At 36.6% G+C, this 25,670-nt stretch carries 38 protein-coding genes; 3 read left to right on the top strand and 35 right to left on the bottom strand.

Going from position 1 to position 25,670, the window contains the following annotated elements; genetic code table 11:
• Window positions 1-162: 162 nt before the first annotated feature.
• Window positions 163-981, bottom strand: coding sequence for a phage antirepressor N-terminal domain-containing protein (locus tag H3T56_RS08915; RefSeq protein WP_198192680.1), 819 nt, complete (start codon window positions 979-981; stop codon window positions 163-165).
• 280 nt (window positions 982-1,261) lie between these two features.
• Between H3T56_RS08915 and H3T56_RS08910 the strand changes: the two genes are divergently transcribed.
• Window positions 1,262-1,834: a hypothetical protein gene (locus H3T56_RS08910; RefSeq protein WP_198192679.1), complete on the top strand. Its 573-nt coding sequence runs from the start codon at window positions 1,262-1,264 to the stop codon at window positions 1,832-1,834.
• 16 nt (window positions 1,835-1,850) lie between these two features.
• Here the strand turns inward: H3T56_RS08910 and H3T56_RS08905 are convergent, their stop codons facing one another.
• The 22 genes from H3T56_RS08905 to H3T56_RS11700 form a co-directional block, all read right to left on the bottom strand.
• A complete protein-coding gene (locus H3T56_RS08905; RefSeq protein WP_198192678.1) occupies window positions 1,851-2,555 on the bottom strand; it encodes a hypothetical protein in 705 nt (234 codons plus the stop codon).
• Between the two features lie 44 nt (window positions 2,556-2,599).
• Window positions 2,600-3,424, bottom strand: coding sequence for a hypothetical protein (locus tag H3T56_RS08900; protein ID WP_198192677.1), 825 nt, complete (start codon window positions 3,422-3,424; stop codon window positions 2,600-2,602).
• Window positions 3,393-3,734 (bottom strand): hypothetical protein, encoded by a 342-nt coding sequence (locus tag H3T56_RS08895; protein WP_198192676.1) that lies wholly within the window; start codon window positions 3,732-3,734, stop codon window positions 3,393-3,395. The genes H3T56_RS08900 and H3T56_RS08895 overlap by 32 nt, the downstream gene beginning before the upstream one ends.
• Before the next feature lies 1 nt (window position 3,735).
• Window positions 3,736-4,467 carry a phage baseplate protein gene (locus tag H3T56_RS08890; protein ID WP_198192674.1) on the bottom strand — a complete coding sequence of 244 codons (732 nt, stop codon included), beginning with the start codon at window positions 4,465-4,467 and terminating at the stop codon, window positions 3,736-3,738.
• Entirely contained in the window at window positions 4,467-6,248 is a 1,782-nt protein-coding gene (locus H3T56_RS08885) for a hypothetical protein (protein WP_198192673.1), read from the bottom strand. Before H3T56_RS08885 ends, H3T56_RS08890 begins: the two co-directional genes overlap by 1 nt.
• A gap of 144 nt (window positions 6,249-6,392) precedes the next feature.
• The gene (locus H3T56_RS08880) at window positions 6,393-6,809 is read right to left on the bottom strand and encodes a phage tail assembly chaperone (RefSeq protein ID WP_198192671.1); all 417 of its coding nucleotides are present in this window, start codon (window positions 6,807-6,809) and stop codon (window positions 6,393-6,395) included.
• Window positions 6,809-7,240: a phage protein gene (locus H3T56_RS08875; protein WP_198192669.1), complete on the bottom strand. Its 432-nt coding sequence runs from the start codon at window positions 7,238-7,240 to the stop codon at window positions 6,809-6,811. The genes H3T56_RS08880 and H3T56_RS08875 overlap by 1 nt, the downstream gene beginning before the upstream one ends.
• A gap of 6 nt (window positions 7,241-7,246) precedes the next feature.
• Window positions 7,247-8,758 (bottom strand): DUF3383 domain-containing protein, encoded by a 1,512-nt coding sequence (locus H3T56_RS08870; protein WP_198192667.1) that lies wholly within the window; start codon window positions 8,756-8,758, stop codon window positions 7,247-7,249.
• 2 nt (window positions 8,759-8,760) lie between these two features.
• Window positions 8,761-9,255: a hypothetical protein gene (locus H3T56_RS08865; protein WP_198192666.1), complete on the bottom strand. Its 495-nt coding sequence runs from the start codon at window positions 9,253-9,255 to the stop codon at window positions 8,761-8,763.
• Between the two features lie 246 nt (window positions 9,256-9,501).
• Window positions 9,502-10,002, bottom strand: coding sequence for a hypothetical protein (locus H3T56_RS08860; protein WP_198192664.1), 501 nt, complete (start codon window positions 10,000-10,002; stop codon window positions 9,502-9,504).
• Entirely contained in the window at window positions 9,999-10,376 is a 378-nt protein-coding gene (locus tag H3T56_RS08855) for a DUF4054 domain-containing protein (protein WP_198192662.1), read from the bottom strand. The genes H3T56_RS08860 and H3T56_RS08855 overlap by 4 nt, the downstream gene beginning before the upstream one ends.
• Before the next feature lie 14 nt (window positions 10,377-10,390).
• Complete coding sequence (locus H3T56_RS08850; protein ID WP_198192660.1) at window positions 10,391-11,347, bottom strand: major capsid family protein; 957 nt, start codon at window positions 11,345-11,347, stop codon at window positions 10,391-10,393.
• A gap of 20 nt (window positions 11,348-11,367) precedes the next feature.
• On the bottom strand, window positions 11,368-11,847 hold the full coding sequence (locus H3T56_RS08845; protein ID WP_198192654.1) for a hypothetical protein: 480 nt from the start codon (window positions 11,845-11,847) through the stop codon (window positions 11,368-11,370).
• Window positions 11,847-12,986 (bottom strand): DUF2213 domain-containing protein, encoded by a 1,140-nt coding sequence (locus H3T56_RS08840; RefSeq protein ID WP_198192653.1) that lies wholly within the window; start codon window positions 12,984-12,986, stop codon window positions 11,847-11,849. The genes H3T56_RS08845 and H3T56_RS08840 overlap by 1 nt, the downstream gene beginning before the upstream one ends.
• A 62-nt stretch (window positions 12,987-13,048) precedes the next feature.
• Entirely contained in the window at window positions 13,049-13,888 is an 840-nt protein-coding gene (locus H3T56_RS08835; RefSeq protein ID WP_198192652.1) for a phage minor head protein, read from the bottom strand.
• Entirely contained in the window at window positions 13,845-15,113 is a 1,269-nt protein-coding gene (locus tag H3T56_RS08830) for a DUF1073 domain-containing protein (RefSeq protein WP_198192651.1), read from the bottom strand. The genes H3T56_RS08835 and H3T56_RS08830 overlap by 44 nt, the downstream gene beginning before the upstream one ends.
• Window positions 15,110-16,336, bottom strand: a complete 1,227-nt coding sequence (locus H3T56_RS08825) for a PBSX family phage terminase large subunit (protein ID WP_198192650.1) — start codon at window positions 16,334-16,336, stop codon at window positions 15,110-15,112. Before H3T56_RS08825 ends, H3T56_RS08830 begins: the two co-directional genes overlap by 4 nt.
• A 5-nt stretch (window positions 16,337-16,341) precedes the next feature.
• A complete protein-coding gene (locus H3T56_RS08820) occupies window positions 16,342-16,737 on the bottom strand; it encodes a DNA-packaging protein (RefSeq protein WP_198192649.1) in 396 nt (131 codons plus the stop codon).
• A 55-nt stretch (window positions 16,738-16,792) separates the two neighbouring features.
• Window positions 16,793-17,032, bottom strand: a complete 240-nt coding sequence (locus H3T56_RS08815) for a hypothetical protein (RefSeq protein WP_198192648.1) — start codon at window positions 17,030-17,032, stop codon at window positions 16,793-16,795.
• 332 nt (window positions 17,033-17,364) lie between these two features.
• Window positions 17,365-17,724, bottom strand: a complete 360-nt coding sequence (locus tag H3T56_RS08810; RefSeq protein ID WP_198192647.1) for a hypothetical protein — start codon at window positions 17,722-17,724, stop codon at window positions 17,365-17,367.
• A gap of 76 nt (window positions 17,725-17,800) precedes the next feature.
• On the bottom strand, window positions 17,801-18,316 hold the full coding sequence (locus tag H3T56_RS08805) for a lysozyme (RefSeq protein ID WP_370545545.1): 516 nt from the start codon (window positions 18,314-18,316) through the stop codon (window positions 17,801-17,803).
• Entirely contained in the window at window positions 18,285-18,509 is a 225-nt protein-coding gene (locus H3T56_RS11700; protein WP_198192645.1) for a holin, read from the bottom strand. The genes H3T56_RS08805 and H3T56_RS11700 overlap by 32 nt, the downstream gene beginning before the upstream one ends.
• Window positions 18,510-18,838: 329 nt before the next feature.
• Here H3T56_RS11700 and H3T56_RS08795 point away from each other — a divergent pair, with 329 nt between their 5' ends.
• On the top strand, window positions 18,839-19,015 hold the full coding sequence (locus H3T56_RS08795) for a type II toxin-antitoxin system HicA family toxin (protein WP_198192644.1): 177 nt from the start codon (window positions 18,839-18,841) through the stop codon (window positions 19,013-19,015).
• 41 nt (window positions 19,016-19,056) lie between these two features.
• The gene (locus H3T56_RS08790; RefSeq protein WP_198192643.1) at window positions 19,057-19,473 is read left to right on the top strand and encodes a type II toxin-antitoxin system HicB family antitoxin; all 417 of its coding nucleotides are present in this window, start codon (window positions 19,057-19,059) and stop codon (window positions 19,471-19,473) included.
• Window positions 19,474-19,504: 31 nt separating this feature from the next.
• On the opposite strand, the gene H3T56_RS08785 is transcribed toward H3T56_RS08790, so the two are convergent.
• The 12 genes from H3T56_RS08785 to H3T56_RS08730 form a co-directional block, all read right to left on the bottom strand.
• On the bottom strand, window positions 19,505-20,209 hold the full coding sequence (locus H3T56_RS08785; RefSeq protein WP_198192642.1) for an endonuclease: 705 nt from the start codon (window positions 20,207-20,209) through the stop codon (window positions 19,505-19,507).
• Window positions 20,210-20,350: 141 nt separating this feature from the next.
• A complete protein-coding gene (locus H3T56_RS08780; RefSeq protein WP_198192641.1) occupies window positions 20,351-20,704 on the bottom strand; it encodes an antiterminator Q family protein in 354 nt (117 codons plus the stop codon).
• On the bottom strand, window positions 20,704-21,057 hold the full coding sequence (locus H3T56_RS08775) for a RusA family crossover junction endodeoxyribonuclease (protein ID WP_110447371.1): 354 nt from the start codon (window positions 21,055-21,057) through the stop codon (window positions 20,704-20,706). Before H3T56_RS08775 ends, H3T56_RS08780 begins: the two co-directional genes overlap by 1 nt.
• The gene (locus H3T56_RS08770) at window positions 21,054-21,356 is read right to left on the bottom strand and encodes a hypothetical protein (RefSeq protein ID WP_110447370.1); all 303 of its coding nucleotides are present in this window, start codon (window positions 21,354-21,356) and stop codon (window positions 21,054-21,056) included. Before H3T56_RS08770 ends, H3T56_RS08775 begins: the two co-directional genes overlap by 4 nt.
• Window positions 21,353-21,814, bottom strand: a complete 462-nt coding sequence (locus tag H3T56_RS08765) for a recombination protein NinB (protein ID WP_198192637.1) — start codon at window positions 21,812-21,814, stop codon at window positions 21,353-21,355. The genes H3T56_RS08770 and H3T56_RS08765 overlap by 4 nt, the downstream gene beginning before the upstream one ends.
• A complete protein-coding gene (locus tag H3T56_RS08760; protein WP_198192631.1) occupies window positions 21,799-21,987 on the bottom strand; it encodes a hypothetical protein in 189 nt (62 codons plus the stop codon). The genes H3T56_RS08765 and H3T56_RS08760 overlap by 16 nt, the downstream gene beginning before the upstream one ends.
• 478 nt (window positions 21,988-22,465) lie before the next feature.
• Entirely contained in the window at window positions 22,466-23,872 is a 1,407-nt protein-coding gene (locus H3T56_RS08755; RefSeq protein WP_198192630.1) for a DnaB-like helicase C-terminal domain-containing protein, read from the bottom strand.
• A complete protein-coding gene (locus tag H3T56_RS08750; protein WP_198192629.1) occupies window positions 23,869-24,762 on the bottom strand; it encodes a replication protein in 894 nt (297 codons plus the stop codon). Before H3T56_RS08750 ends, H3T56_RS08755 begins: the two co-directional genes overlap by 4 nt.
• Window positions 24,744-24,899: a hypothetical protein gene (locus H3T56_RS08745; protein WP_198192625.1), complete on the bottom strand. Its 156-nt coding sequence runs from the start codon at window positions 24,897-24,899 to the stop codon at window positions 24,744-24,746. Before H3T56_RS08745 ends, H3T56_RS08750 begins: the two co-directional genes overlap by 19 nt.
• Window positions 24,900-24,938: 39 nt before the next feature.
• Window positions 24,939-25,145, bottom strand: coding sequence for a hypothetical protein (locus H3T56_RS08740; RefSeq protein WP_198192623.1), 207 nt, complete (start codon window positions 25,143-25,145; stop codon window positions 24,939-24,941).
• Window positions 25,142-25,366 (bottom strand): helix-turn-helix domain-containing protein, encoded by a 225-nt coding sequence (locus H3T56_RS11785; protein WP_370545544.1) that lies wholly within the window; start codon window positions 25,364-25,366, stop codon window positions 25,142-25,144. The genes H3T56_RS08740 and H3T56_RS11785 overlap by 4 nt, the downstream gene beginning before the upstream one ends.
• A gap of 12 nt (window positions 25,367-25,378) precedes the next feature.
• Window positions 25,379-25,582, bottom strand: a complete 204-nt coding sequence (locus tag H3T56_RS08730; protein ID WP_198192619.1) for a helix-turn-helix domain-containing protein — start codon at window positions 25,580-25,582, stop codon at window positions 25,379-25,381.
• Between the last annotated feature and the right edge of the window lie 88 nt (window positions 25,583-25,670).

Raw genomic sequence — 25,670 nt, 5'->3', positions numbered from 1 at the left:
TAAGCTGCCTACACGGCAGTAAACTAGAACATTATACACAATAAACTTTGTTCAGAAAAAGAATAATAACCAATTTGTAGCTAAAAACCCTTTTTTTACACCTATTTATAACTATTTGATTTTAAATGAATTATATTTGTCGGTAAAAAAAGGGTTAACTAACTAATGATGTCTAATTACTGGCAATACATTATTCCATTTGTCTATTATATTTTTTGCGTTAATATGTGCTGTTTCTCGCTCAATAATTAATTTTGCACTATGTAAATTTCGTTTGTACTCGATTGCCATTGAGTGAAATGCACTGACAAAACTAGAATCAATTGCCCTAAGGGCTGGCTCGATAAGCTCAATTTGAGAACGCATTCTATCTGCTACTTTATAAAGCCAAGCTAAGTCGTACCAATCTTCATCAGACAATCCATTGCGAGAGTGAATACCACCCAACCACTTAATAGCCTCGTCAAATTTACTAGCGGGCAACTCTTGATAGCGAGGCACTTTGAATTGCTCATAGAATTTAGTATAAATTGCTTGATGATGTTCACCTGTTCGATATGAGCGTTCATTTACGGCTTGTTTGATTGCTTGCTGTTGTTCAACTGAAATAGTATTAGGATACTGTTGCGCTACTTTCGGCATGAAATGATTATAGAGAACGTCAAAACACTCTAACTGGTATTGTTCTAATTTTTGCCTAATTTCTGGTTTTACTCGATTAGTATCGATTCCAAATAGCCAACCGTTAATCATTGAAATGGGAAGACAAGCAAGCTTTTGTATGCCTCCCTTAGTGGGTGTCGCTATCATGACGACACCTTTATTTAAAACATTGTGGCGATTGATTCTGTTAAGTTGGGCATGCCAATCTAGACCTATATTTTCACACACAGGTTTCATGGCAATATATGGTTTGTTTTCGTGATTGAGTACGATTAAAGATTGATTGTGAAACTGAATTGTTTCTAATTGTGTGTTCATTTCTACATCCTTTGAGTTTTATTGTTAGACCCATTTTGAGTGGGCGATCAGGAGCTCAAAACTGCTCAAAGTCAGCGGACGTATTTCTCTTTCGAGTATTTTATTAGTCTCACTCCCGATCATAAAATCTGGATATAAAAATACCGCATAAACTATCGGGCGCGGTTTCCGCTTTGAGTTAGTGTTTTGAGCACCTGAATACAAATTTAACTTAAAATATGTTTACAGTCAAGTCAGTTATGCTATAGTCAAAAAACGAACAACTATAATTAATGTTTTTATGAATTTTCTAAAAAAATTATTTGGATTGAATAAGGAAAAACCAGCAACTTTAAAACAAGAGCCAATAGTTGCTATAACTCAAACAACAAACTTCGAAAAAATGCTACAATTTGAAATATCTCGAAGCACTTTAATAAAGGAAGATGCAAAACCAACTTTAATCAATGATTTTAATTTATTATCCACCCCAAATTTTGGTGATGAGTTTTTAACTCTTGAAGAAAAGAAATCATTAAACCTTAATTCAAGAATGAAGATTCATAAAAAAATTATTAGCGTTTTAACTGATGATGCGCTTGATAATGAAAGCAATCCAAAAAATATAATTCTAAATTTAGTATATTCAGCTAGAAATAAAGTTAGCTTGAATGAAGAATTAGAAAAAATAAAAGAGTTAAAAATAAAGAACATCAAAGTTTTAAACGTGGGTGATGCTAGAGACTGTGATTGGTGTATTTCTATGGATAAAAAAACTATATCTGCAGACACCGATTACGTAGCATTAATTAATCAAAATTGCACTTGTGATTATTATAGAGGTCGTCTTCTTGCTGATATCAAGATTGAATAAAGCCCTTTCGGGCTTTTTAAGGCTTTGGCATTACAGAAGTTTGGTTTTCTTCTGTTATGCTAGATTTAACTAATGCTATTATCTCATCAAAGATTGGTTTGTCGTTCCTGAGATCTTTAGATGTTTTGTATCTATCTAATACATTAGGTTTTTGAATATCGAATTTCCACAACGCTAAATAAAAAACTTCAATCGGTGATGACGGTTTATCGTCTTTTTCTAATTTATTGATTTTTGACATTGTTACTTCAAGATATTTTTTAAAATAACTATCGGACGTTACACAATTTTTTAAAATTGGAAACATAACATTATCTTTAGTACCGACACAGATTAAATCTAGCTTGTTACCCTTGTTAATATTCATTGCGTCATCTTTATTTTTCAATTCAAGTGATACATATTCAAATTGATTTTTACCATTGGCAACAACAAAAGGATCACCGCTTAAATCGGTTTTTACACCCGATGCAACAGTTTTGATATTAATAATCTGATTATTATATGTCTTCTCATATTTGTATTGATTATTGCTATATTCATTGATTAATTGAGATGCATTTACTCTGGGTATCACATGACGAATATTTGAATTCCCATCATTTCTAAAAATAGCTATATCTTCTTTTATAATCTGCTCAGTAAGTCTTTTCGCATTATCATTAGCAAATGCGTTAAAACTAAGTAGAGTCAGCACAGTTAAAGCAATTATTTTTTTCATGTTTCATTTCCATTTATTTGAACAGAAACAAAATAGCAAAAGAATCATTGTTTTTCAAATTTTCCGCCCTCGCATACTAATTTACTATGCCAATTAGTACCGCCTAAATCCCCGTTGTGTTCTATCGATTTTACTTTATAGTCACCGTTATATTCGGTTAATTTTGATTCAACACGAACAAGCGATCCTATGCGATATTGCGGATTGCACAAAGTCGTGACTTCAAGCCCTTTATCCGTCTTTTGCGGACTGCCAATCATTCCTGTAGTTCTTGAAATTATCCATCCTTCATTATTTGCAAGCGCTCTATCTTTCGGAATAACAACTAGTTGATCATCTTGAATAGACCAATCAGCATTATTGTTGATCGCTATTTTATGCATAACGTCACGAGTATCGCACATCATAACCTTGCCTCTTGGCAAAACCCTGTCATTAGGTAAGTTTATGCTACCTCGTTGAACACCAAAACTACTTACAGCCTCATTCAAAAAATCGCTATCTTTTTGCCCTTTTTGCATTGTTTTAATAATAGTTTTTTCGGTATAAGCTCGGTGACCGTCAGCGCATTTCATAGTTGTTATAATGTCTTGTCCAGCAATCTTATTCTCAACCTTTAAAATATCGCCACAAAAAATTAAACGCAAAACATCATCTTTATAACAGACTGATAACTCTAAAAAAGTGTACTGTTTGCCCGTAATTAAATTACGATTAGAATCGTTGAGGTTGTAAACCGAAATTTCACCCGTGTTAGGCTCTGAGGTTAGGGTCTTTTTGATAGAAAAAGTAACACGAAGGTTATTAATAACAATACTCTCTTTGCGATTACCTATTTTAAGCTCTAAAACCCTGCCGAATTGACGCACGCCACTCTCCTTTTTCCATAATCATCAATTGCATTCGATTGTTAAAATCAGCTTTAGATGTTGAGTTAGCACCTAGTCCTAATTTGTCTTTCAGTACTAACACAAACGGTAAATTAAATTCAATGAGAGATGGACTACCGACTGATAGCCCTTTATTTTTTGTAATATATTCATCTTTATCTATATTGAATAAATCAAATTGATAGCCACGTAATACTGCGTTATATCTCAATGTTAATTTTAGATTCATGTTGTATAGTGAGAATGATTGCTCTAATACATCATCTGATGTTGTCTGTATAATGTGCATTTTATACTTTTTTCCCAGTAGCTACTTCAGCTCCAATCTCCAAAATAGATTCTTGCTTCACCTCTTGCGGCTGAGTTCTACCCAAATTTCTCACTTTCGGCTTTTGCATTTTAAAACCATTTGCAATTTGAGTTTCGACGATAAATATCTCACGAAAGGTTATGATAAACTCGCCAACCGTGTTTTGTTTTTGAGTCAGTCCTACGGAGGTTATGACCATATTTTTATATTGCCGTGAATTTGTCTGTAACGTAACTGGCTCACCGCTACGTTGTATTGCTAACAGTTTTTCGTAAGCATCACTGATGCGGTCTGATGATAGATTATTGAGTAATGGCGATTGATAATCGGGGAGAAAATCAGCAACAACATTATTAACAACTTTTTCAGCCGTTTTAATGTGTGATGCATAACGATTAATCAAATTTTCAGCCTGAGCAGTAACAACTTTCACCTCCATTGGTAGCGGATACTCAGATAGGTTAACACCAAGAGCATTATCAAATGAAAATGTGTTAGTTTCATAGCCAACCACTAATCCATTTACCGTAACTTCCTTAGGATCTAACACTGCATGGTCTGCAATATTAGCTCCATTCTCGATGGGGTTTTCTGTTACTCTCAGCTTTGATGTATGTTGTTCTACGGTGTTAATATCGAGGCTGAACGTGCCAGCCTCTGTAATTATCAAACCTGTGTTTGATGCTGATTTATTTAATATAGATTGAAACATTAGTTAGATCCTAGTGCAGTTTTTGAATTGTCAGCTATTTTCTGGATTTCTCCAGCCGCTAAACTATTTAAGTTGTTCAAGCCTTCCTGTGGTGTTGTCACGTTCATTGTGTTATTGATTGTGACAGCGTTATTGTTGCTAATGTTTTTATTGGGTACTGCTATGCCAGCACTGGCAGATAGGGCGGGATTGAGCTTTAATTGATTTTGACGTTTAACTAAAACCGCTTTGTCATCGTCATCGTCATCATCAAATAACCCCGTCCATGATAATGCCCCTTTAATTTTCCCGCCGACGGTATCAATGAAGCTGAAAAAATTATCTTTTATCCATTTGATTGCGTCCTCAAAAGGCTTAGTGATAGCTTTGTGTGCTTCTATAAACTTTTTACCAAATTTCTTTACTGTATCTTCACTATCATCAATCCAGCCTTTGAATAGATTTTTTACAAAATCCCATGCGGTTTTGAATGGTGATGTTATAAAGTCCCAAATTTCCCACAGTGTTTTGCCTATTTTATCTGTTACTGAGGTTGTATCATCCTCCCAAATATCAAATAAATTATTTACAAATTTCCAAGCCGCTTTAAATGGCCATGTTATAAAGTCCCAGATTGCCTTGAATATTGCGGCAATACCATTAACTACATCACCAGCATCAATACCCAGCCAATCCATGATTGCGCATATCGCTTTATAAGCCATCCTAAATGGAAAAGTTATTACATCAAAAATAAAACCAAAAATTTTGCCAATTCTATTGACTGTTTTTTTTGCGTCTTTTTCTGACATGCCAAAAAACATCAATATATTTTTAAACAAATTAGCTAATGCTGATTTGATTTTTGAAAAAAGTGATTTAATACCATTTATTAATGCTGTAAAAAGTCGATTTGATAATAATTTAACTTTTTCGCTGTCACCCTCCCACAGCGCCTTAATCAATTCCCAAACATCTTTGACAAACCGCCAAGCTGATTTTGCGCCATCGATAAAAGGTTCCCAATACGAGCCAAAAAGACTGTTACCGCCATTCATGTAGACCATTAGATCATCAATCAGCAACATTAATCCAGTTAATAACATAATAACAATGCCAATTGGACTAAACAAAAATGCCCGATTTAGAATTGCCCACGCAATAGTAAAGGCAATGATTGCGTTTTTCCAGCCGATAGTATTAGTGATTACCATATCGAGAAATTTGATAAAATTCACAACCACCTGAATCGCCATACCAATGGCTTTAATAATTTTAGTGATACCGCTAGCGACCAGTTCTTTATTGATTGTTAACCAGTTACGAAATCCACCAATTAAATTAGTTAAAGTGGGCGCTAAGTTTAAGGCAATTTTAGTTTTAATGCTATCAATTGCGAGCCCTGTTTTATCCATTTCTCGTTTGTATTGATTGGCCTGTTGCAACTCCTTTTTAGATATTTTAAATAGTGTATCTTTTTTGGTCGCCAGCTCTTTTGCTTTATCAATAGCGCTATTAAATGCTCTGACTAATTTTTTGCCATAAAGAACCGCCGCCGCCGCTAATGAGACAAGAATAAGCCTTAACGAAAATAATTTAGATTTTGTTTTGTTAGCGGCGTTCCCTGCTTCTTTTGTCGATTTATTTGTTTCTTTGATAGCTCGGTTTACATCACTTTGCATTTTATTGGTTGCATTTGATAGCTGATTAGCGCCTGTTTGCAGGGTGTTAACCACCTTTGCAATCTCGCCAGCTTTTGATGCGTCAACGCCAATTTTAATTAAAAATTCTTCCAATAACATATCACGCCTCGTTTTGCCGTTTTTCTGCTAATCTCATTTCAGCTATCACATTATGCATATCAATAACATCATCAAGAGAATAAACCGTCCTGAGTTCGTGGAGCGTTGCATATTTATTTACGATAACGCCCCATACAAACCAATCTACATCGCTCTCTGTGCTATCTCCTCCAAGTTGGCTGTATTTAGCTTGGACGCAATCCCACTTGGTAAAAAACCCAAAAAATGAAACTTTAGACCCTCAACAATAACTTGATAGTAATGGCTTCGATGAGTGTTAAAAAAGTCACTTATTTCTTGAGGTTTTTGGAATAGAACTGTTTTTCCGTCTTCATCAATAGCGGTAATATAGGTAAGGATAAATTTTTCTATTTCCTCAAACTGTTCGGTACCGATATTCGATGCTAGTTGACCAAAATCAAAACCTGTTTTATTGCCGTCCAATGAAAAACAGCCTTTTAGTAAGGCTGTTAATTTTTTTAGGTATTTGTTCGCTTTAAAAAAATCCGCTTGTCGAAATGTGTAGGTTATATCATCTAGGATAAAATCTGTATTTTGCATTATAAACCGCCCTTAATATTGTACTCTGCTTTAGTTGCCTTGAATGTCCACGTTACGCCGTTGTGAGATGTTCCCCGTGCGTGCGTAGGTGGAGTAGTAAACCAGCAACCAGTTAATAGGAATTCATCACCATTGCGCAGGTCTTTGTATGTGATTAATTTACCTGTTGCGGTTGTTGGATTGTTAATTTGAGAATTACGTGATTGATTTAATTTTTCGTTAGTTTCTGAGTGTTGCAATGTTTTGATGGTTATAGTTGCACCACGATTGCATGAGTGAACAAAAACGCCTTTTCCGTTAATACCGTACGTGATATCGCCGTCATCACCGATAGGCGCAATACTAATGGAATCCTGCGCATTCTCATATCCTGTAATTTCGTAGCCGTCTATTACTAGCACGGCGTCTTCCATTGAAAATGATTTAGACATAAATTTTTACCTGTTAAATTGTACAATGATATCAACGCTATGACCTGCACCAGCAAGTTTTAGCGCACAATTGATCGGCATCATTTTTCGAGCCTCTCTATCTGCGGTATCTTGCATTTCGAATGAATCCGAATAGAAATAATAGCCGTTAATTTGATCACCGTATGATAGTTCACCCAGATCAGTTAAAGTCCATTTACCTAGGCCTAAGAATCCGTTATTTTTAAACTGTTCACCGATAATCTTAATTGAACTGATTAAAATTTCTTGGCCTCGATCGGTTTGTGGGATTTTGGTAGGCTGACCTTGTAACGTGTTAAACGCCTGAACCTGTACAGCATTAATAAATGCATCTAATCCAGTTGTTTCATCAATGAACGTGCCACCAATCATCACACCTTCTGCTAGCATATTAACGCCTGCGTAATCAGTGTAATAATTGATACCTAAACGGCGGCATTTTGTAGCCTCATTAACCGTGATTTTGTCATCTGAGGTCACGCTTGCTTGTTGTTTAAATTTAACTGTTTTTGCAGTATTAACACCCGTCCAAACTGTTGTTAGTGCAATACCCATAAGTTCGGCGGCGGCGTGAGTATTGCCCTTATTGTTATACTGAACCATTAAACGTCCACTATTTCTTTTGGATAGCGTTTTAAGTACGTTATCATCAGTATATTCAATGTTAGCAGTTCGTGTTTCAGTAAACGCCATGACTTTAGCATTTTCGACACCTTGAGCGACAACCCAGTCATGAGCCTCAACCAATTCACTATCTGTAATCGTGTTAGCAAAATAAACGCCGTACCAGTTCTGATATTGATTTTGTAATTTGCTCAAGGCCTCCGCTGGCGTTTCCCTGTTATAAGTTGTAGCGTCTTCACCGTTAATTAACGTACCCTTGCCATCGATAAGATTAGTCATACCACCGATATATGTACCGTCCAATTCAGCATTAAATACATAGCCGAAATTAGCGCCTTTCCCTTCTGTTGATGATGACAAAATAAAACGGCTACCAACGGCATCATAGATAAATTTAACACCAACATCCTCAAGCTTGGCGTTAATAATGTTCGCTACGTCATTCATACTTGACACTGAAGTAAAATCAAACCCTGTAGCATCAATTTTTACACCGTCAAAATAAAATGAAAAATATCCATCGGTGATATTTTTGAACTGAATGTAGCTTACAGCTAATGCAGAACCGTTGATTTTTGAACTGATAGCCTGTGTTGTTACACTATCCCGCATATATTTAGCTATTAGCGCCGTTTTTGGCTTCGGTCTTGCAGAAAATAACGCCGATGCCGCTTTGTACACATCTGAATTAGTTCCGAATAATGACGCTACTTGGTTTGTATCTGACACAACAATATAGCGAGTATCGGGGTTAGTAAATTCATCGCACATTTCACTAGTGAAAATAGCAACGACACTAAGGTCGCGTTTTTGTGCGCCCCGCGGTGATTGTTGTAGTGTTACATCTACAACTTGGCTGATTGGTAAACTCATTATTACCCTCTATTTAAATTGAAATTTACTGTATCGCCACGCCTCAATTGAGCCTTGACGATCGGATTAATTGAAAATGTAAGATCGACCTGCGCACGCTGTTCTTTGCCACCTGCGATAGTTGTCGGCAGACTTCGAATTTGCGAGCATCTTAGATATCCCATACCTAAGCGCTTCAATCTCTGCCAAACCGCTGTTAATCGCATTGATTCGGTTAATTTGCACAGCATATCGTACGCATTCTTACCGTATGCATTGATTGAGATAGTAACCTCTCTGAGAGTTGATGCTATTTCTTCTTCATCTGTACCGTTAAATTTAACCTCAGTACCGATATCCGATTGATACGCATTTAGTACAGTGATAAATTTATCCAGTTTTGAAACGTCCTGCATATTGTTAGCATCAAATACCAGCTCCTCAGGTAACGTCAAAACCTCCGCTATCGTGCGTCTGACTGCCGTCATATCGAGTCGCGAGACAGTCGTAATAGCCATAATCGCTCCATATTGAATTAGATATAATTTTGTATCTCATGCCGTGATGATGAAATATCATTGTGTTATCAAGCTTTGCACGTGAAAACACCCGTACAGTTGGGTTATATCTGTCCCCCTCTGGTAATATCTGCAAATCATCATTACTAGCTGGCTGAATTATGCATGTGATATCACCCAAACCATCAAAATTAACTTTAGTGGCAAAGAAGGGATCGCCTAAAAATTGGGATATTAGTTCACGTTTCATTTTTCCCTGACCTCATAAGTTATCGCCCCCATTAATTGACCAGTATCGATCAATGGTTTATTTGCATCGGGTGCACGTTTCTTTCTCTTATCTTTAACTGTTGCTAATTTACGTCTAGTTGTTTCTGCTGTATTAGGTTGAAATTCTCCATCAGTGATTTTGTCTACAATTTTCCCTTTTAGATACACGCCAATTTCAGAAAAAGCCTTTATCGGTGTAATTTGACCAGATAAGCATTCAGAAACCACGACTTTAGTTAGATTTCCTAAATTTTCGCTCTCTTCGGATGCTGTAGAGCGCATGAATGACCGTTCAGGAATGCCACGTTCAGGTACGCCGAACTCGTGAATAACACCTAGTTCAGCATTAGTTATTTCGTCCGAATCCTCACGTGATGTTTCATCGCTCGGAATACCGACAACTAATTGAATACGATTTAGTTGTTCAGCTCGCTTCATGACTTCTTTTAGCCGTTTTACGATTTCTAGTTCATTCATCCGATAACCCCAATGGGCGTTATTAAACGGCGTAATCGTAAATATTCCTGACCGTATGACGTCGATGTTAAATCGTAGTCACTAGGATTGCCTGATGATGTGTTTTGAGATGTGTAACCAATTGATAGACCGCCAGCAGATTTGCTCGATACTGATTTAAAATTTTCACCATTATTAAAAATGGTGTTACCGTCTAAATCCTGATTCAAAAAGCCTTTGACAGCCAATCTGTGTGCCGTATAAGCAAAAAGTCCAAGCTCGTACAACTTGCCCCAAACTTTTTTATTCACTACCAGCTCACTACTTTCTAAAAAATGATTGATTGTGCTGTCATCGACATTTTTAAATTCAGGGTATTCATTGCGAAATTGCATAAATACCCCCATTTTTAGGCGGCAGATTTATAGTCTAAATATTGCGCTGAATTAGGCTCTTTCCACATTACCCCGCTAAATGCCGAGCGATAACCGCTTTGATATGTAAGCAAGTCTTTTCTGTGGGTTTCTAGAAGTTCAGGCATATGTACCTTCATTTCTAAATAATCTTCGTCGTAGGTATAAACCACTAATCGAGAAACACCTTGCTTAGCTTTCTTAGCATAATCAGCAGGAATTTTTACAAACTCAATATTGAAATTGTCATTTTTTGAAGCTTTACGCAATGCCGCCATGATTCTATCCATTGCGGCGATCGGTAATAAATCAACACCAACAATTGTTGAATTTGGATCAAACTTTTGCATTAAATCCATAAAATCTGATGCATCCATCGCAATATGAGTTGGCTGTACAGTAAAATTAGAGCGCTCCCAAACTTTTCTGTATACTAACAAAATCACTTCCACACATTCCTCACAAGTCATCTCTTTAAATGATTTGTTTACAGAGTGGATATCAATTTTTTTCCCTGTTAATAAACCTTCTTGCCCCTTAGATTGTTTATGCCCTAAATAACCTGCATATTGAATTGTAGCCAGCGCATTAGAATATAGATCATTTTGTTTTTTTAGTGTCAAATTAATATCTAAGCGTAAAGCCTTTTCCACTTCTTGCTGTGTATAAATTAAACCCTTAGCCCATTGAGTAACGGGAGTTTTTTTGTATATGATTTCACTATCAATGGTTTCTAATGACGTTGTTTTAATGCCAATAACACCATTTTCAAGAGAGCCTCGAACCTCTGTTACACCGTATTCAAATTCCTCAACACCAAACTCTAACCCTTCTGTGACAGGAACGGCTTCACCGATGTTAATTTCTGGTAATTCTTTTTCTTGTAACTGATTATCACGCTCTAACAATTGTTCTGTAATAATGTCACTATAATCTACATTTTCATAAGCCATTATGCTTTAGCTCCTTTTACTTAAATTTTTACTGATTGAGCATAGCCTAACGTGATTGCGGCGCAGTGATTGCCGTTACTAACACGCTCAACCCAATAACCTAAATCAAGGTTACCCTCAGATACATTTGTGATTTTTCCTGCATCATCACCTGAAGCGACAACATAAACACGATCACCTCGTTTTAGCTCCGCATCATCGACAGCTAACGCAACGACAGCATCACCATGTGAGAAATGTCCAATATTGATTTGACGATCGGCAGGATGTACATCACCGTAAACATCACGAACAATAATGCCGTGAATTAAATCATTAGCCGATTCGATAGGTTTAATACCGCCATCTGGGTTAACTGCTACAAACGTACCGCTTAACAATTCTTTCCCTGTTAGATTTTCTTCACCCCAAACTTTATTGTCAGAACTGGATACACGATAAATTGCACCAGGTAACATTGTGCCGGTATCGGCATCCCAACTCGTAAAACTGTAACCCATTATTTACCTCCTAAACGTTTACTCGCTGATTTTGTCGGTTTACTCTGACTATCATTAAGTAGACTTGAAACAACCTTGTTTTTCTTAGCGCTTGTAGCTACTAGACCAGCATAAGCTGCTCGAATTTCAGCATCAGTTAACTTTGATGCTTGTTCTTTTGTATAAATACCGTGATCGACTAACACGCCGATACGAACATCACGCCCGCTTTTAGCATCATTCAGCTTCACTTTTGGGAATCGTGCTTTAGCATCATTCATCACGCTGTCCTTGTCTTTTTCAGCCTCAAGCTCTTCAACGCGCGCTTTGTATTCGTCACGCTCTTTCTTAACTTGTTCAAGCTCTGCTGTTAAAGCAGTAATTCGGGCGTCCTTATCATCTTCGCCTGCTGTTGGCTCTTCATCGTTCAAAGTTTCAAGCTTTGCTTTTAGTTCATCGATTTGTTTTTGAAGCTCATCAGCCTTGGCTTTTGATTCTTCATCTTCTTTACCTTGAACTTCTTCCAGTTGTTTTGTGAGTTCATCAATCATTTTATTGATTTCCTCTTTTGACAACTCCTCTTCCGCATCATTTAGACGTTTACGAAACGAATCAATCAATGCGAGTAATTTATTTTTTTTAGGCATTAAATTTGCTCCTATTTTTGGTTTACTATCGTTTAATCTACAATCTGAGCCAGCGCGACCTTCGGCAACGATAGCAACATGATTGACTTTGATATTTTTGTGATAAAACTTTCCATTTTCTTCTTGAATATCCGCCGGCTCATAACCAACAGATAATTCGCGAATATCTTTGTTTTTGAGTAACTCAATTGCTGACGCATCTTGAATATATGCATCGCATACAATGTAATTACCGTCAGCTCTCGGATTTTGAACATGCCCAACTGTTTTATTTTTCCAGTCAGTCGCATCAACTGACTTTTTATCGGGATGTGTGATAGTGATTGGCATACCGTCAATCGATTTAAGCGTGTCGGGTTTACTGAGTTCTTCAATTGTGCGGTTAACATCAACAAGCTTGTTTGCTCTGCTGTCCGTTAATCCAATTTCATGCCCGTAATACTGCAAAACCGATCCTTTTGTGATTTTTGCGGTTGTTTTTAAGTAGCCTTGCGGTGTTATTTCCCAAGCCATAAAGCCCTCTTTTAGACGTAAATAATCCTACTCAGTTAAGAGCATAGATTTATCAATTTTGATTAGAATTTAATGTAAGGAATGGCTAAACATCGGCACTGATAGTCCTCACCACATTTACCGATATAACCACCAATTGACTTGCGCTTTTTCCATGTTTTACCCTCATCATCTGAGTAGACTGTGGGGTCTGAATACTTACACAGCATGTTATTTAAAGCCTTGTGTGAGTCTCGTTCTCTCGCATCGCCTGTGCCTTTCCATTTGTAGATATCGAAACCAAGTTTTTTATTTCGCTCTTCTTCAAAATCAGCGTTAATCTTGGCTGTTTGGTCTCTTGCAATGAGTTTTGCACGAGAGTACGAGACATTGCCCCTTGTGCGAATTTCATTAATTAGCTCGCCATGCCTAAAGCCCTTTTTGTAGTTTGTGAAAACATTTGAACCAATGTCATTGATAAAGTCATTTTTGATTGATGTTATTAGCTCGACATTTTGCTGAATAGCTACTGCTAACGTATCGCCCAAAACTTCTTTTTCGATAATACTTGAAAGATCAATGCCAAATGCATTTTGGAAATTTCGGGTAAACTGAGTTTTGTTTTGGTAGTGAACCTTATCAACGAATCGAGTGGCCAAAATCTTGGCTTTATCCTCGATCCTCTCACCAGCAATTGACGCTAAAACCTCAATGAGTGTATTAATATAATCATCATCACTAATCGCTACAGCATCCGTTAGATTTTTTTTACTCAGTGCTGTAGTGATACGGTTAACCATTGTGCGGATGAAATCAGCGAGCGCCTTACGATAATAGACCTCGGCACGTTTGCTCGGAGTTGTCGATGGTAAAAATCTATCACGCCCCTGTAGGGAATTCTGTAGTAGGGAATAAATCTCCATCTTTCAAATCCTCTTCTGTAGTGTTAATTAGCAGTTTGCGCGCGATTAACTCGGTTTGAGCAACTTTATCAGAAATGATATTAGCAGTAACCAAAGCAGAAAAAGCACTAGCAAATTGACTAAATCTGGCGGCTTCCTTGTCTTCATTGACAACTTTGATTGATGGGTATTCAAAGGTTAGTCCGTGGTTCGGCATCATCTTATCGAGAATAAATTTATCGATAAATTCTTGAGCTGGTCGTAATCGGCTTTCTTGTAGTGCGTTGATTGTACCGTGATATGATTCTAAATCTTCTTCACCAGTCGAAAACCCACTAGCAGACAGCCCAAATAACACCGTAATCGGTCTATCTAGCGCACCCGCGGTAACGGTAATAAGTTTTGTTAAAACCTCAGACAAACCGCCGTATGTTGCTGTTTTTTGCTCCCAGCGCCCTTGAGCCTCGCTATTACCGGCATCTAGTGCAATAGCATTCATTGACGATTTAGTATGATTAATTAGATTGATGAACTTTCTAATATCATCTTCCTTACCCTGAGCAACTTTTGCTATCAGATCGGGAATAAACAACACATCAACATTACTATCTTGAATAATATCGCCAATACATGTAATTGTCGTATCAAACAAACGGATAGCATTGTATTTGTTTTGTAAATCAGATGTGCCAAATTGATTTCTATCTGTCAGTTTTGATTTACCAAGTTTCAATCTGTGACAACGTGAATGATGGACCTTATCATTCTTCCCGATTGTGTAGTAAATTGGTTTACCGAAATTCGCTGATTTCAAATCATCATCAATATTACTATCTGGATTAAACTCATTTTTAGTTAATACGATGAAACGCTGTATATCCTCGACATCTGATAGCGGTTGCGACAAATCATCAGCATCAGTAATGGCGACAATTAACGCATCACCAAGCAATGAGCTAAACGCCAAAAATTTTTCTTTTGTCTCGTTTAGCTTTAATCGGTTTTCTTTTTCGATAACGAGTTTTAGCAGATTTTCATCATAATCACCGCTAAACACCCTTGGTAGTTTAAGCATATCCTCGGCTGTTTTGTCGATGTATTTGCCTGTAAGCCACGAACTGCTATACATATTCAATAATTGTCGGTCAGATATTTTCTTATTCGAATATCTCACCGAATCGTTTTTGTTACCAAGCGAGGTAAATAAGCTTTCCATTGAATCAGTAATATAATTTGCTTGTGTCATAGCACATCCAAAATTGATAATTTGTTTTTAATGTAACCGTCTAATGAGTACCGGACAGCATCCCAGCAGTGATTATTTGCATCAACAATAATTGGTAACACCTCACCCGTCATTCTGTCAGTTTTATAGCTATACAGCCTTGCTTCTTCTGCGGTGTGTTTACAGCGAGGATGGATAATAATTTTCTTAAACCCTCGCAGATATGCGATACCATCCTCAACACTGCCTTGCCATTTTTTTGCGGCTGAAATATTAAAGCCTTTGTGCTTGATATGACTGATAGTTTCAGGTCGTGAGCAATCGCCCTTGATTGGCCATTTTCTCGCTTCTGGCACTGAATCATAAAAAGTTGGCATTTCGTCAAGTTCGATGTTAACGCCGTACGCTTCATATTCTATATACAGACAATCATTTAGAATAAATGAGCGGATTAATGTATTCGGGTCATTAGCAAAGCCAAAATCAGCACCGAACAATAAACGGTCGGCTTGTTTGTGCAGGTTGTCATCAAATTCTTCAACAACATATCGACCACTTAAAACTTGTTTATCTGAATTTTCAAGATATGCGCCTTTCCATATCCAAGCATAAGTGGCATAGTCGAGACGCTTTAGGTCGTTTAGTCGCTCTTGCTCTAAAACGTCAGGGAAAAACGGATTATCATTGTAATTTAATTCAACGATAGTTGAATTTTCAGGAGGATTTTGTCTAAATCTCAAATCGGTCGGACTTCCCTTTATTTCAGGATTCCACGTTACCCATATTTCCGAATTATCTTCACGAACGGTAGGTGTTAATTTTCGCCATGCCATTTCAGAAACATTTTCCGCTTCATCAACCCAGCATAGCAATATACGTGCTTTTGATTTGATGCTATCGAGATTGTGACGTAAACCACAAAACACATAGCTAACTAACCCGTTTCTGGTTCTGATGTAGTTTTGACCGATGTCGTAGTAATCAGCTAACCAATCAACCGAGCGAATGGCCTGTTTCACTTCTTCCATGCTTGAATCAGCCAGCGAGTTCATAAACTCGCGAGCGCACAGTATTACACCGCTTACTCCTGCTTCTGCAAATTGATAACCTTTGATTGCCGTCATTAATGCAAATGTACGGGTTTTAGCGCTACCTCGACCGCCGTACGCTCCTCGATACCTGACATTTTCGGCTACAAACACAGATATCAATTTTTTAGGTAACTGTATTTGTGCTGTTGTCATGGCGTTTACTCTGCGGGTGTGACTAGCTCTATTCGTGTTGGTTTTGGTGACATACTGCCATCGGATGATTGATGATCGATTTCTTGTTTTTCGCTATAACCATGATTAGCTAGCATGAGCTTTGTGATGGTTGAATTAAACGACCCCGTTAATCCACCATTTAATAACTTGTTTTCCTGAACTGTTTTAATGGCTTCTAACGTGTCGAAAAATTCTGTGCTTTGCTCGGCATAGTTGTACATTGATGCTTTATGTTTACCTAAATAACAAGCTAAACCAGCTACACTTGGTACTACATCGCCAAAAGTTTCATAGCCCCCAAGCAAATACTCCTTAGCCTTAATTAAACATTCAGCCAGTTCACTTGGGCGACCTACTTTTTTCTTATCGCCCTTTTTCATATTGATACCTTTAATTTTTAGATAATAAAAAACCACCCGAAGGTGGTTTATTTTTTTAATTATATTCGTGTGAAATCAAGTAAATTAGTTTCTCCAAATGAGATGGTTCTTTGAAATAATCAATAGATTTTACTTTAAAATCACGCGCAATTTCCTTGCCGTCTTTTAGGATGGAAAGAAATATTGATCTGTCTCCGTAAACATTTTCAGAAATGCGAATACACTTCACTGATAATTTACTTTCTTCCGCTAGTCCAAAATTTAAATTGTTTATAATATTATTTATACAATTCATTTTATTTTCCTTTTAAAAAGTTAAAATGTTCCCTGCATATGCAGATATTAATAGATAGAATTATCTCTATCTAATATTTATTTATATAAATAAATTTTATCTCGATAAAAAATCGATCAAAAAAAAATCAATTAAGCGGTGTTTTTTTAGCTATTTGTGCTAAATATTATCATTATCTATTCTTTTATTACTTTTTAATAGTATTTCACATATTAATCTCTCTAATTGCCCTCTTATCCCGATTACACATTTCAATAACATTTAATAGGTGCTCGTTGTACCTGACGCTATCGCCAAACGTCATTTTTTGAGGCGGTAAATTTGGTATGCAATCATTTAATAGATTTGCTGGTATTGGTTGGCTGACGTAAACTTTTCGCTCGGTTGTACAAGCCACCAGAGATAGACATAGGCACAAACTGACCAGCACAATCATTATCTTTGAGTTGTTCATTGATTTGCTCCTGCCGTTCTATTGATTGATTTTCTAGCTCACGTTTTGATTGCTCGTTATCTGCAATGACTTTATTGTTTTTAACGATAGTTTGCTGTAGATCATTAATTCTATTAGTTAGCTCCGATTTATCTCGTTCGAGCCGTTCTCGCTCTTGATAATTGTTGTAACCGAAATAGACAACTAACACAAAAATAACAGCAATTAATGCAACACTTAATATTTTTAATTTGTTCATTAGTTAACATCCAAAAATAACGAAACAAATAAAAACCAACCCCAGCCTTCAACTCTACCGATAGCCATAATTGCGGCTATGGCAAAACATGCGAAAAACATAGTTCTTTCTCCCTGTCTCGACGTTTAACCAGCCCATTTAAAACAACTCCACCTGATTTATTCCAACGAGGGAACTCGTTACATGCAGCTCGATAATTTCCGTTATTCAGATGTTTATACATTGTAGATGTGCGCATTTTGCTACAACCTACATTGAATGTAATAGATACGGTCGCATCGAATACAGGCTGAGGCAAATGAAAACCATTAGCATACCGATTAACGCACATTTCTGCTGTTTTGATATCATCTACCCAGCGCCTAGCGATTTCCTCGTCTGTATAACGTTTTTGCTCGACGTTGCCAGTTGAACCAATACCAACGGTTAGGATATTTGCAGGACAATAATATGGCTCTCTAATGCACGATTCAGCGTTTCCAATTATTTCTAACCCTGCTTTACTAGTCCTGATTTCATCTGAGTAATTTGCCAAAACAATACCGATAATAACTGAAACACTACAAATCGCACTCGTCGCTATTTTTTTCATGTTTCGCATAGTATTGCTCTCTCAAATTTTTTTTATGATAAAAATCTCTGCGTTTGTAAATCCAATTAATGATAAATGTAGCTATTGATATAATAATACCGATAATAATAGCAATATCGTTTAGGCTCAGAACTCCAAACATAGAGCATGTGACTCCCCAAAAATAGGAAATAGGTGACGTGTATTTGTCCATATGAATTTACGATTGTTAGTTAATAGAAATGACAGCGTACTAGCTAATGATTAGTAGTGTGTGTCTAGCATTGCTGTCGATACTGTAGAAGCCCCCAAACGTATCAAATTTAAGACTGCGCCAAAATTAATAGAGGTTATGAGGGGGACTGTTATTAGAAAAAGACAATCAGCGAAAGAACTACATACAGTGTTGTTAAAATAAATAAATGCTGATTGCCTGAAACTTAATTTAAACACTAAAAAATTAACATTTTTGTTTATTTTTTACTTTACAAAATAAACATTTTTGTTTATTATAATTACATCTTAAAACAACACGGAGGAATAATGAAACAAAGTGAGTTTTTAAGATGGCTAGTTGCTCAAGATGTTGAAGTAAAGCAAGGAAGAAATCATTGGAAGCTTTATTACAACGGAAAGCAATCAACAATGCCAAGACATCCAAGTAAGGAGTTAAAAAATGGCACAATGAGAGCAATCAAAAAGCAACTAAATCTAAAATAACTAAAGCCCTCGTAAGGGGGCTTACTTTGAATGAGGTTTATATGTTCTATCCAGCAAAATTTACGAAAGAAGATGACGGCGGATATACAGTAACATTTAGAGATATTCCAGAAGCCATTACCTATGGTGATGACTTACAGGATGCTTTAAATATGGCGCAAGATGCTTTAATTACAAGTATGGATTTTTACTTTGAGGATCGCCGAAAAGTACCATTACCTAGCAAAGCACAAAAAGGCGAATACTTAATAGATTTACCGGTCAGTGTTTTCGCAAAAGTTTTGTTACTAAATGTAATGATCGATCAAAATATTTCGAATGTTGAGCTTGCAAAACGTATTAATGTTAAACCGCAAGAAGTACAGCGTATCGCAAACTTAAACCATACAACTAAAATCGATAAAATCAGCAAAGCGTTATCTGCTTTAGGTAAAACTCTTGAATTAAGAATAGCCTAAAGTTTCATTATTCCTCCAATAAAAAAGCCGCTTAATTGCGGCTTTCACATTTTTCGGTAATAAAACTGTTATCATTACCCTGAATTTTTTCTATTTGTCGATTCCTGTCGCATTCCCATTCGTTAGGTGGATATTCGTTATCCCATGCTGTCATTAATTTGCTCTGTGCGTCAGATAAATTGATATTGTATTTATCACGCATATAGAAATATGTACGAGCAATTACGCCTCTAACTTCCTCACGAGGTTGAAATTTCCTAGCTTGAAAATCAACTGCAGATTGGCATTGACCATATTGGGTAAACTCTTTTGTGAATTGTGAGTAACGGAAGTTAGAACGGTCACCATTCACCTCACCGATAGCTGGTTGTAAATTATGTAAATCACCTTCCATTGCATTAAAGGTTGCATCCTTTTTACACTCTTTACGACCACCGTCACGCCAGCATTGCAAGTGTCTACCAAAATTTTCTGCTGGCATGACATGCTCCCATTCGATGCGAGACGCGCGCGTTTCATTTTTCCGCGGTGTATAGCCACATTTACTGAAATCTACAGCACCTTTTTTATCATTAAATACGAATTCACATCCGCAATAGAATGTTGTTTGTTCGGGATTTGCAGTGTAGATTTTTACTAAATGATTTTTTGCATTATTGAAATTTTGCTGAGATGCGAATGTAGCTGTAGATATTAAACAAAACGTGATTATTGTGATTTTTTTTAAGAATTCCATTTCAGACTCATAAATTTTAGATAATAAAAAAGCCCAACTTTTGATTGGACTTGTAATTTATGCGCTTTAAACCGCATCTTATACCAATTATATATGCGCATTTGCGCAAAGTCCAGCATTTTAATAACATTTTTTTGAATTTTATGCTGCTTTTTTGAAAAAATCGTAAATATTACCTCTTATAAACATTTCGGCTTGATTTAATAAATTAATAATATCGTGAGGTCTTTTGCCGACTGCCTTAGCTTGAGCATTACAAGAAACATCTCGCAAATAGTACGCAGTTAATACAATCCATTGGGAATAATTATCAGCTTTAAGGGTTAACACTGCATTATCAACAATCTGCGCCTCTTCTTCGGTTAAATACTGGCGAAAATCAAAATCTCTAGGTGCACCTTCAATGCCAGCAGATTTCGACGGATACTCAGTTCCCATTCTTTTTAATATACGGGTGTTTTTCCACGCCGTTAAAATTTCTTTAGTTTCTCTCATTACGCCCCCAATTTACTTATAGATAATTCTATTCTGCCACCCTTGATAACTTCTTTTCTTTCACTGTGTAATACATCTATTTGCTCATCATCCAAAATGACACCGCTATGAATTAATGCATCAAAAATAGCCTTATTTATATTATCTAGGTCTCGTTTTCTTCTATCTGGCATATAAGCTTTAATTTCAACCATTACCCTTTCAGATAACTTCTTATTAGCTTTATTCTGCAATACGATAGCTATAACGGCGTTTCTAAATTTAATGCCGTCAGGTTTAATGTATCTTCGCTTTCCTGCCGTTCCCCAATAATGATTAACCGTTGGAGGATAAGGAAGTGTTAGTGTAATCATGCTTTCATTACCCCTATTTTCCCTCGCCTTGCTAACTGAATAATTGTTAATACTATTGCTTTATCCAATAAAATTCGTCTTTCTTCTCTTGTTAATTCTTTACCGTTATCAATCTGATAATGACATTGATTACACAATGCGGCACATGCACAGTCATCCGTTTTCATACCCATTCCCTTGCCTTCATTTCTATGCGCAGGCTGAGTTTGACAATAACAACCACATAAGACGCAATATTCTATTGATTTAACAGCATCGAGCCATTTTGAGTTTCGATAAATAACCTGTTTTATCATCATGCCACCTTTGATAACTGGTCTTTGTACTGCTCTGCTAGTCGTATAGCCTCTAACGCATCATTACTAAATTTAACGCCATTTTCCGCACCAAACTGTTCGGCACATGTCACAACGTCAGCGAATTCTTTTTTATTCATTTTCCGAGTTGATAGTCCCATAAACACAAGTCCACCATTGATACCCTTAAGGCATTTTTGCCCGTGCAAATTAGCAGTAATTAAATGCTTCCATTCCTCAGCAGTGAGTTGCTCTCCGTTCCAGTTGACCTGTTTTGCTATATCATTTAAAACAGCCCACATCATGCGATTCTGAGCCAATGAACGCTTATCTTCATCAATAACAATTCTTAACGGATGTTCACTATCAACAGGTAATTGATTTATTACGTTAATCGCTGTAGTGCGTGCTAGTTCGTGTGTTAATCGAAATTCTTTAATCACTTCTAGACCCTTACACACTCAAAATTACGCACTTCAACATCAACTTTAGTATTGCCGAATGAGTTTTTAACTGTAGCCAGCGTTTTAATTAAACCTTTTTCTGTGAGTTTTGAATCACGATGCAATACGATTGTTCCCCACGATTGATGGCCTTTCTTAACTTCTGCTGTTATTTGATATTTTCTAGCCATTTTCATTGTTCCCATTCTAAACGTCTTCACCATCGATAAAAAAATCATTTTCGATATGATCAATTTTTTTCCAGTCGGCGCAATTCGTCTGCAACCGTTCTAATAAACTAATTCCAATTTCACATTTACGTGATTGCCGTCTGTCGTTTATGTTCTCCCTAATAGCGCCACAGTAGTTATCACAGGTTATACATGACCTTGTTGCTACGTTTGAAAAACATTTAGCTTCGTGATTATCGATGCCTTTTTGTGTCTTCCTGAGAACTTTTAAACAGTGCTCACATTCAAACATTGTTAACTTTCTAGCCATTTTTGTATTAACTCCCTCAATTTATTCCTTTCTTCATCAGTAAATTTCTTTACTCTTTCTGCTAATTCATATTTAATTTTTGCTACATTTGCGCCGCGTTTTCGGATTTTAGTTACATAGTCATATGCTATTTTGTCGAGCATGTGATGCCGACCGAGTGAGCAGTGATTAACTCGCTTTAGCATATTTACGCTCTTTTCTGGCTGGCTCGACATTGACTTGAGCGTAAGCCTCAGCTTGATTTATCTCATAAATTCGAGCGTTTTTAATTCCTGCATATACAGTGAAATTACCTGCTCCATGACGATTTAATGCCACAATAATCTCCATTAGGTTTTTATCTGCCTGATCGTTGTAAACGGAATCGCGATAAATACCGATCCAGTAATCACAATCTTGTTCGATTTGTCCTGTATCTCGGCTATCGCTTGGAACAGGTCGTTTATCACCTCTGGATTCAAGATTTCGATTTAACTGTGTTAATAAAACAACTACACAATTCAATTCTTTAGCGAGCGCTTTAAGCCCTTTAGTTATTGCTCCATAAGCTAAATCATTTCGTTGGTCGTCACCCTTCTCTTTATCCATGAGAGTCAAATAATCGACCATGATCATGCCTATTTGCCCTTTAGCTTTAGCTATTCGTCTTGATTCTGATCTGATGTGCGATAATGTGATCGCTGGTGTATCATCAATGTAGATATTGTCAGTTTCGGAAAGTTCTTTTAAATGATGCATAACTCGTGCGAAATCTGAATCAGCACCTAACCCACCATCATAAAAAATATCGCTACTAACGCCTGATTCCTGCGCTAAAATGTTTTCGAGCATTTGCTCGTCCTGCATTTCAAGCGAGAACATCAACACTGGTAATTTTTCATTCATTGCACAGTGACGCGCCATGTTGATCTCAAATGTTGTTTTACCCATTTTTGGACGAGCACCAACAACAAATAATGAGCCTCGAACCAAACCTTTTGGAGCTAGTTTTTCGTCTAACGCTTTAAGACCTGTAGATAATCCCCTTGCGCTGTCGGAATTATCTAATCGTTTTTCAAGCGTTGCTGTCCATTTGTCAGCTATGGTATTAAATGATTTTAGCCCTAGTGTTTTACCTGTTTTGTTATAGTCATCAATTTGAGTAAATAACGATTGAATAGCTGATAGTTTCTCGCTAGTTGATAAATTAGATTTTTCATAAATCATGGCGCTACAATCATTTAATTTTTGCAATGTGTAGCGTTCAATCGCTTTATCTCGAACGATTCCAGCGTAGGCAATAACATTCACCATCGATGGCGTGTTTTTAGATAATTCAGCTAAATACGCTAAGCCGCCACATTCTGACAATGTGCCTTTTGCCTCCATACTGTCCGACACGGTGATCAAATCAACTGGATAATTCTTTTTGCTCAGTTCGATAATTTGGCTAAAAATCATCTGATGCTGTTTGCTATAAAATGAATCCGTTTTTAACTGGCGGATCGCTTTTTGGCAACGTGGAGAATCGAAATTAACCATCATTGTGCCGAGTACCGCTTGCTCTGCCACTAAATCGTTAGGTGTGATATTCATAGCGACCCCTCAATAAATTTTAAATACGTGGTTGTTTTTACAATGTAATCAAAATCAGCACGCCATCCTCTGTCATTTTCGCCAAAGTAAAACGGTTTTGCGTTGTCCACAAAATCATAAAAATAACCAGCCAAGTTTTGGAATGTTGGTTGTTCAAGCTCTTTAAGTAATTTCTTCACTGCGTTTTTTCTTGCAGGGGTCATTTTTACGACTTTAGGCAATCTGTTTTCTACAGCATCGTTGTATGCATCCATGACTAAATCAAAATCAATTGAATTTTTATTTTTTGGTGCCGATTGGTCATCGTCAGATGACATATTATTTTTATTATTACTTTCTTGTTCTAATACTTTATTGTTCTGTTGGTCATTCTTTTGGTCATTTGATTGGTCGCATCGTTGGTCATTAACCTCATTTGAGGTATTGATACTATTAGCTTTGCATTGGTCATTAGGTTGGTCATTCTTTTGGTCATTTGATTGGTCACAAAAATATGACTGATAAGCGTCATAATTCATGATTGTTATAACAGTACCTAAACGGTTTCCAACCCTTGAAATCATGCCTTGCTTTTCAAAAAATTCTAATGCTCGGCGTATTAATGTTGAGTTTACAGGTTTCCCACCAATTTCGATTTGGCTTGCTAGAATTTCTCTAGTTGTCACTAATTGACCTCTTGTTAACTCCCAATTAACGCCCTTAAAATTAACACTTCTGCTTTTATAACTTGCATCGAGTAAAAGGTTTTCCCATAAAGTACGTTTAATTGCGCACTTAGCCCATTCAGCACGTCTAACACTTCGACTTAACGCAATATAACCCTTTTTAAAGTTATCCATGTTTACGCCTTTTTTAGCGTCATAAAAATTAATCACTTCTGCTGTAGACATGACGGCTCCCCTTTAGCTTTTTTAAATTCTTTGATCAATCGCTTTCCAAATTCAGGATTGTTTAATGCAATCATTGCTAACTCGTCGGGTTTATCTGCCCGTTGACATGTCTTACAATTTGTTTTATTCTTTTTCATGTATTTATTCCTTTCAATAAATGCACCCGCCACTAACCGCTAATTAGTGGCTTTTTTATATGCTTTAGCCTGTAAACGTGCTTCATGCAAACAGTCAGCATAAATATTTCCACGCATTGTAGGTTGAGAGCGTTTTTTATATTCATCAACCCCATACCTAGCGGCTAAATTAGCGATTCCAACAGTGAAACCTTCAGTAATTAGCTGTTTTTGAATATTTGTATAAATAAAATCAACAGGATTCATTGTTCTGTACCTCTCATCGAATACTCAGCGTACTGAACGCCATTCTCATGGACTAAACGGCTATCAATATCAAAACCAGCCTGTTTCAGGTCGTAGATACGCGCGCCTAATCTAAAACAGCCGTATAAATTCAAAGCCTGTAATGGGTTAATCGTTTTGCCACTCTGCAAATGAATTAATATTCGCTCGCATTGACTCAGTGTTTTTTTGGTTTTTAGCATATTCATGATTACCTAATGATTAGAAGTCCCGTAATACAACCATTCAACAGAGCAATTCAAAGCTTTAGCTATCTCTACGATATTTCTTGGTTTTTCAATATTTCCTGCTTCTAAATCACTAATTGATTGTTGTTTCATTCCAACTAATTCAGCCAGTGATGCTTGGCTAATATTAAGTTCGATTCGTTTATTTTTAACTCGTTCACCTATTGTCATTAAAACCTCAGCAACATTTACAGTTATAACTGTATTAAATAACAGTTTATACTGTTTGTCAATTACAGATTTATCTGTATTATTTTAT

The sequence above is a fragment of the Gilliamella sp. W8123 genome (genome assembly GCF_016101085.1).
Classification (GTDB): domain Bacteria; phylum Pseudomonadota; class Gammaproteobacteria; order Enterobacterales; family Orbaceae; genus Gilliamella; species Gilliamella apis.
This window is presented reverse-complemented; position numbering and strand designations above follow the sequence as displayed.

Bases quoted from the DNA above. Each gene is read 5' to 3' on its own strand.
- H3T56_RS08915 (WP_198192680.1), bottom strand. From the start codon at position 981: ATGAACACACAATTAGAAACAATTCAGTTTCACAATCAATCTTTAATC.
- H3T56_RS08910 (WP_198192679.1), top strand. From the start codon at position 1,262: ATGAATTTTCTAAAAAAATTATTTGGATTGAATAAGGAAAAACCAGCA.
- H3T56_RS08905 (WP_198192678.1), bottom strand. From the start codon at position 2,555: ATGAAAAAAATAATTGCTTTAACTGTGCTGACTCTACTTAGTTTTAAC.
- H3T56_RS08895 (WP_198192676.1), bottom strand. From the start codon at position 3,734: ATGCACATTATACAGACAACATCAGATGATGTATTAGAGCAATCATTC.
- H3T56_RS08890 (WP_198192674.1), bottom strand. From the start codon at position 4,467: ATGTTTCAATCTATATTAAATAAATCAGCATCAAACACAGGTTTGATA.
- H3T56_RS08885 (WP_198192673.1), bottom strand. From the start codon at position 6,248: ATGTTATTGGAAGAATTTTTAATTAAAATTGGCGTTGACGCATCAAAA.
- H3T56_RS08880 (WP_198192671.1), bottom strand. From the start codon at position 6,809: ATGCAAAATACAGATTTTATCCTAGATGATATAACCTACACATTTCGA.
- H3T56_RS08875 (WP_198192669.1), bottom strand. From the start codon at position 7,240: ATGTCTAAATCATTTTCAATGGAAGACGCCGTGCTAGTAATAGACGGC.
- H3T56_RS08870 (WP_198192667.1), bottom strand. From the start codon at position 8,758: ATGAGTTTACCAATCAGCCAAGTTGTAGATGTAACACTACAACAATCA.
- H3T56_RS08865 (WP_198192666.1), bottom strand. From the start codon at position 9,255: ATGGCTATTACGACTGTCTCGCGACTCGATATGACGGCAGTCAGACGC.
- H3T56_RS08860 (WP_198192664.1), bottom strand. From the start codon at position 10,002: ATGAATGAACTAGAAATCGTAAAACGGCTAAAAGAAGTCATGAAGCGA.
- H3T56_RS08855 (WP_198192662.1), bottom strand. From the start codon at position 10,376: ATGCAATTTCGCAATGAATACCCTGAATTTAAAAATGTCGATGACAGC.
- H3T56_RS08850 (WP_198192660.1), bottom strand. From the start codon at position 11,347: ATGGCTTATGAAAATGTAGATTATAGTGACATTATTACAGAACAATTG.
- H3T56_RS08845 (WP_198192654.1), bottom strand. From the start codon at position 11,847: ATGGGTTACAGTTTTACGAGTTGGGATGCCGATACCGGCACAATGTTA.
- H3T56_RS08840 (WP_198192653.1), bottom strand. From the start codon at position 12,986: ATGGCTTGGGAAATAACACCGCAAGGCTACTTAAAAACAACCGCAAAA.
- H3T56_RS08835 (WP_198192652.1), bottom strand. From the start codon at position 13,888: ATGGAGATTTATTCCCTACTACAGAATTCCCTACAGGGGCGTGATAGA.
- H3T56_RS08830 (WP_198192651.1), bottom strand. From the start codon at position 15,113: ATGACACAAGCAAATTATATTACTGATTCAATGGAAAGCTTATTTACC.
- H3T56_RS08825 (WP_198192650.1), bottom strand. From the start codon at position 16,336: ATGACAACAGCACAAATACAGTTACCTAAAAAATTGATATCTGTGTTT.
- H3T56_RS08820 (WP_198192649.1), bottom strand. From the start codon at position 16,737: ATGAAAAAGGGCGATAAGAAAAAAGTAGGTCGCCCAAGTGAACTGGCT.
- H3T56_RS08815 (WP_198192648.1), bottom strand. From the start codon at position 17,032: ATGAATTGTATAAATAATATTATAAACAATTTAAATTTTGGACTAGCG.
- H3T56_RS08810 (WP_198192647.1), bottom strand. From the start codon at position 17,724: ATGAACAAATTAAAAATATTAAGTGTTGCATTAATTGCTGTTATTTTT.
- H3T56_RS08805 (WP_370545545.1), bottom strand. From the start codon at position 18,316: ATGAAAAAAATAGCGACGAGTGCGATTTGTAGTGTTTCAGTTATTATC.
- H3T56_RS11700 (WP_198192645.1), bottom strand. From the start codon at position 18,509: ATGGACAAATACACGTCACCTATTTCCTATTTTTGGGGAGTCACATGC.
- H3T56_RS08795 (WP_198192644.1), top strand. From the start codon at position 18,839: ATGAAACAAAGTGAGTTTTTAAGATGGCTAGTTGCTCAAGATGTTGAA.
- H3T56_RS08790 (WP_198192643.1), top strand. From the start codon at position 19,057: ATGTTCTATCCAGCAAAATTTACGAAAGAAGATGACGGCGGATATACA.
- H3T56_RS08785 (WP_198192642.1), bottom strand. From the start codon at position 20,209: ATGGAATTCTTAAAAAAAATCACAATAATCACGTTTTGTTTAATATCT.
- H3T56_RS08780 (WP_198192641.1), bottom strand. From the start codon at position 20,704: ATGAGAGAAACTAAAGAAATTTTAACGGCGTGGAAAAACACCCGTATA.
- H3T56_RS08775 (WP_110447371.1), bottom strand. From the start codon at position 21,057: ATGATTACACTAACACTTCCTTATCCTCCAACGGTTAATCATTATTGG.
- H3T56_RS08770 (WP_110447370.1), bottom strand. From the start codon at position 21,356: ATGATGATAAAACAGGTTATTTATCGAAACTCAAAATGGCTCGATGCT.
- H3T56_RS08760 (WP_198192631.1), bottom strand. From the start codon at position 21,987: ATGGCTAGAAAATATCAAATAACAGCAGAAGTTAAGAAAGGCCATCAA.
- H3T56_RS08755 (WP_198192630.1), bottom strand. From the start codon at position 23,872: ATGAATATCACACCTAACGATTTAGTGGCAGAGCAAGCGGTACTCGGC.
- H3T56_RS08750 (WP_198192629.1), bottom strand. From the start codon at position 24,762: ATGTCTACAGCAGAAGTGATTAATTTTTATGACGCTAAAAAAGGCGTA.
- H3T56_RS08745 (WP_198192625.1), bottom strand. From the start codon at position 24,899: ATGAAAAAGAATAAAACAAATTGTAAGACATGTCAACGGGCAGATAAA.
- H3T56_RS08740 (WP_198192623.1), bottom strand. From the start codon at position 25,145: ATGAATCCTGTTGATTTTATTTATACAAATATTCAAAAACAGCTAATT.
- H3T56_RS11785 (WP_370545544.1), bottom strand. From the start codon at position 25,366: ATGCTAAAAACCAAAAAAACACTGAGTCAATGCGAGCGAATATTAATT.
- H3T56_RS08730 (WP_198192619.1), bottom strand. From the start codon at position 25,582: ATGACAATAGGTGAACGAGTTAAAAATAAACGAATCGAACTTAATATT.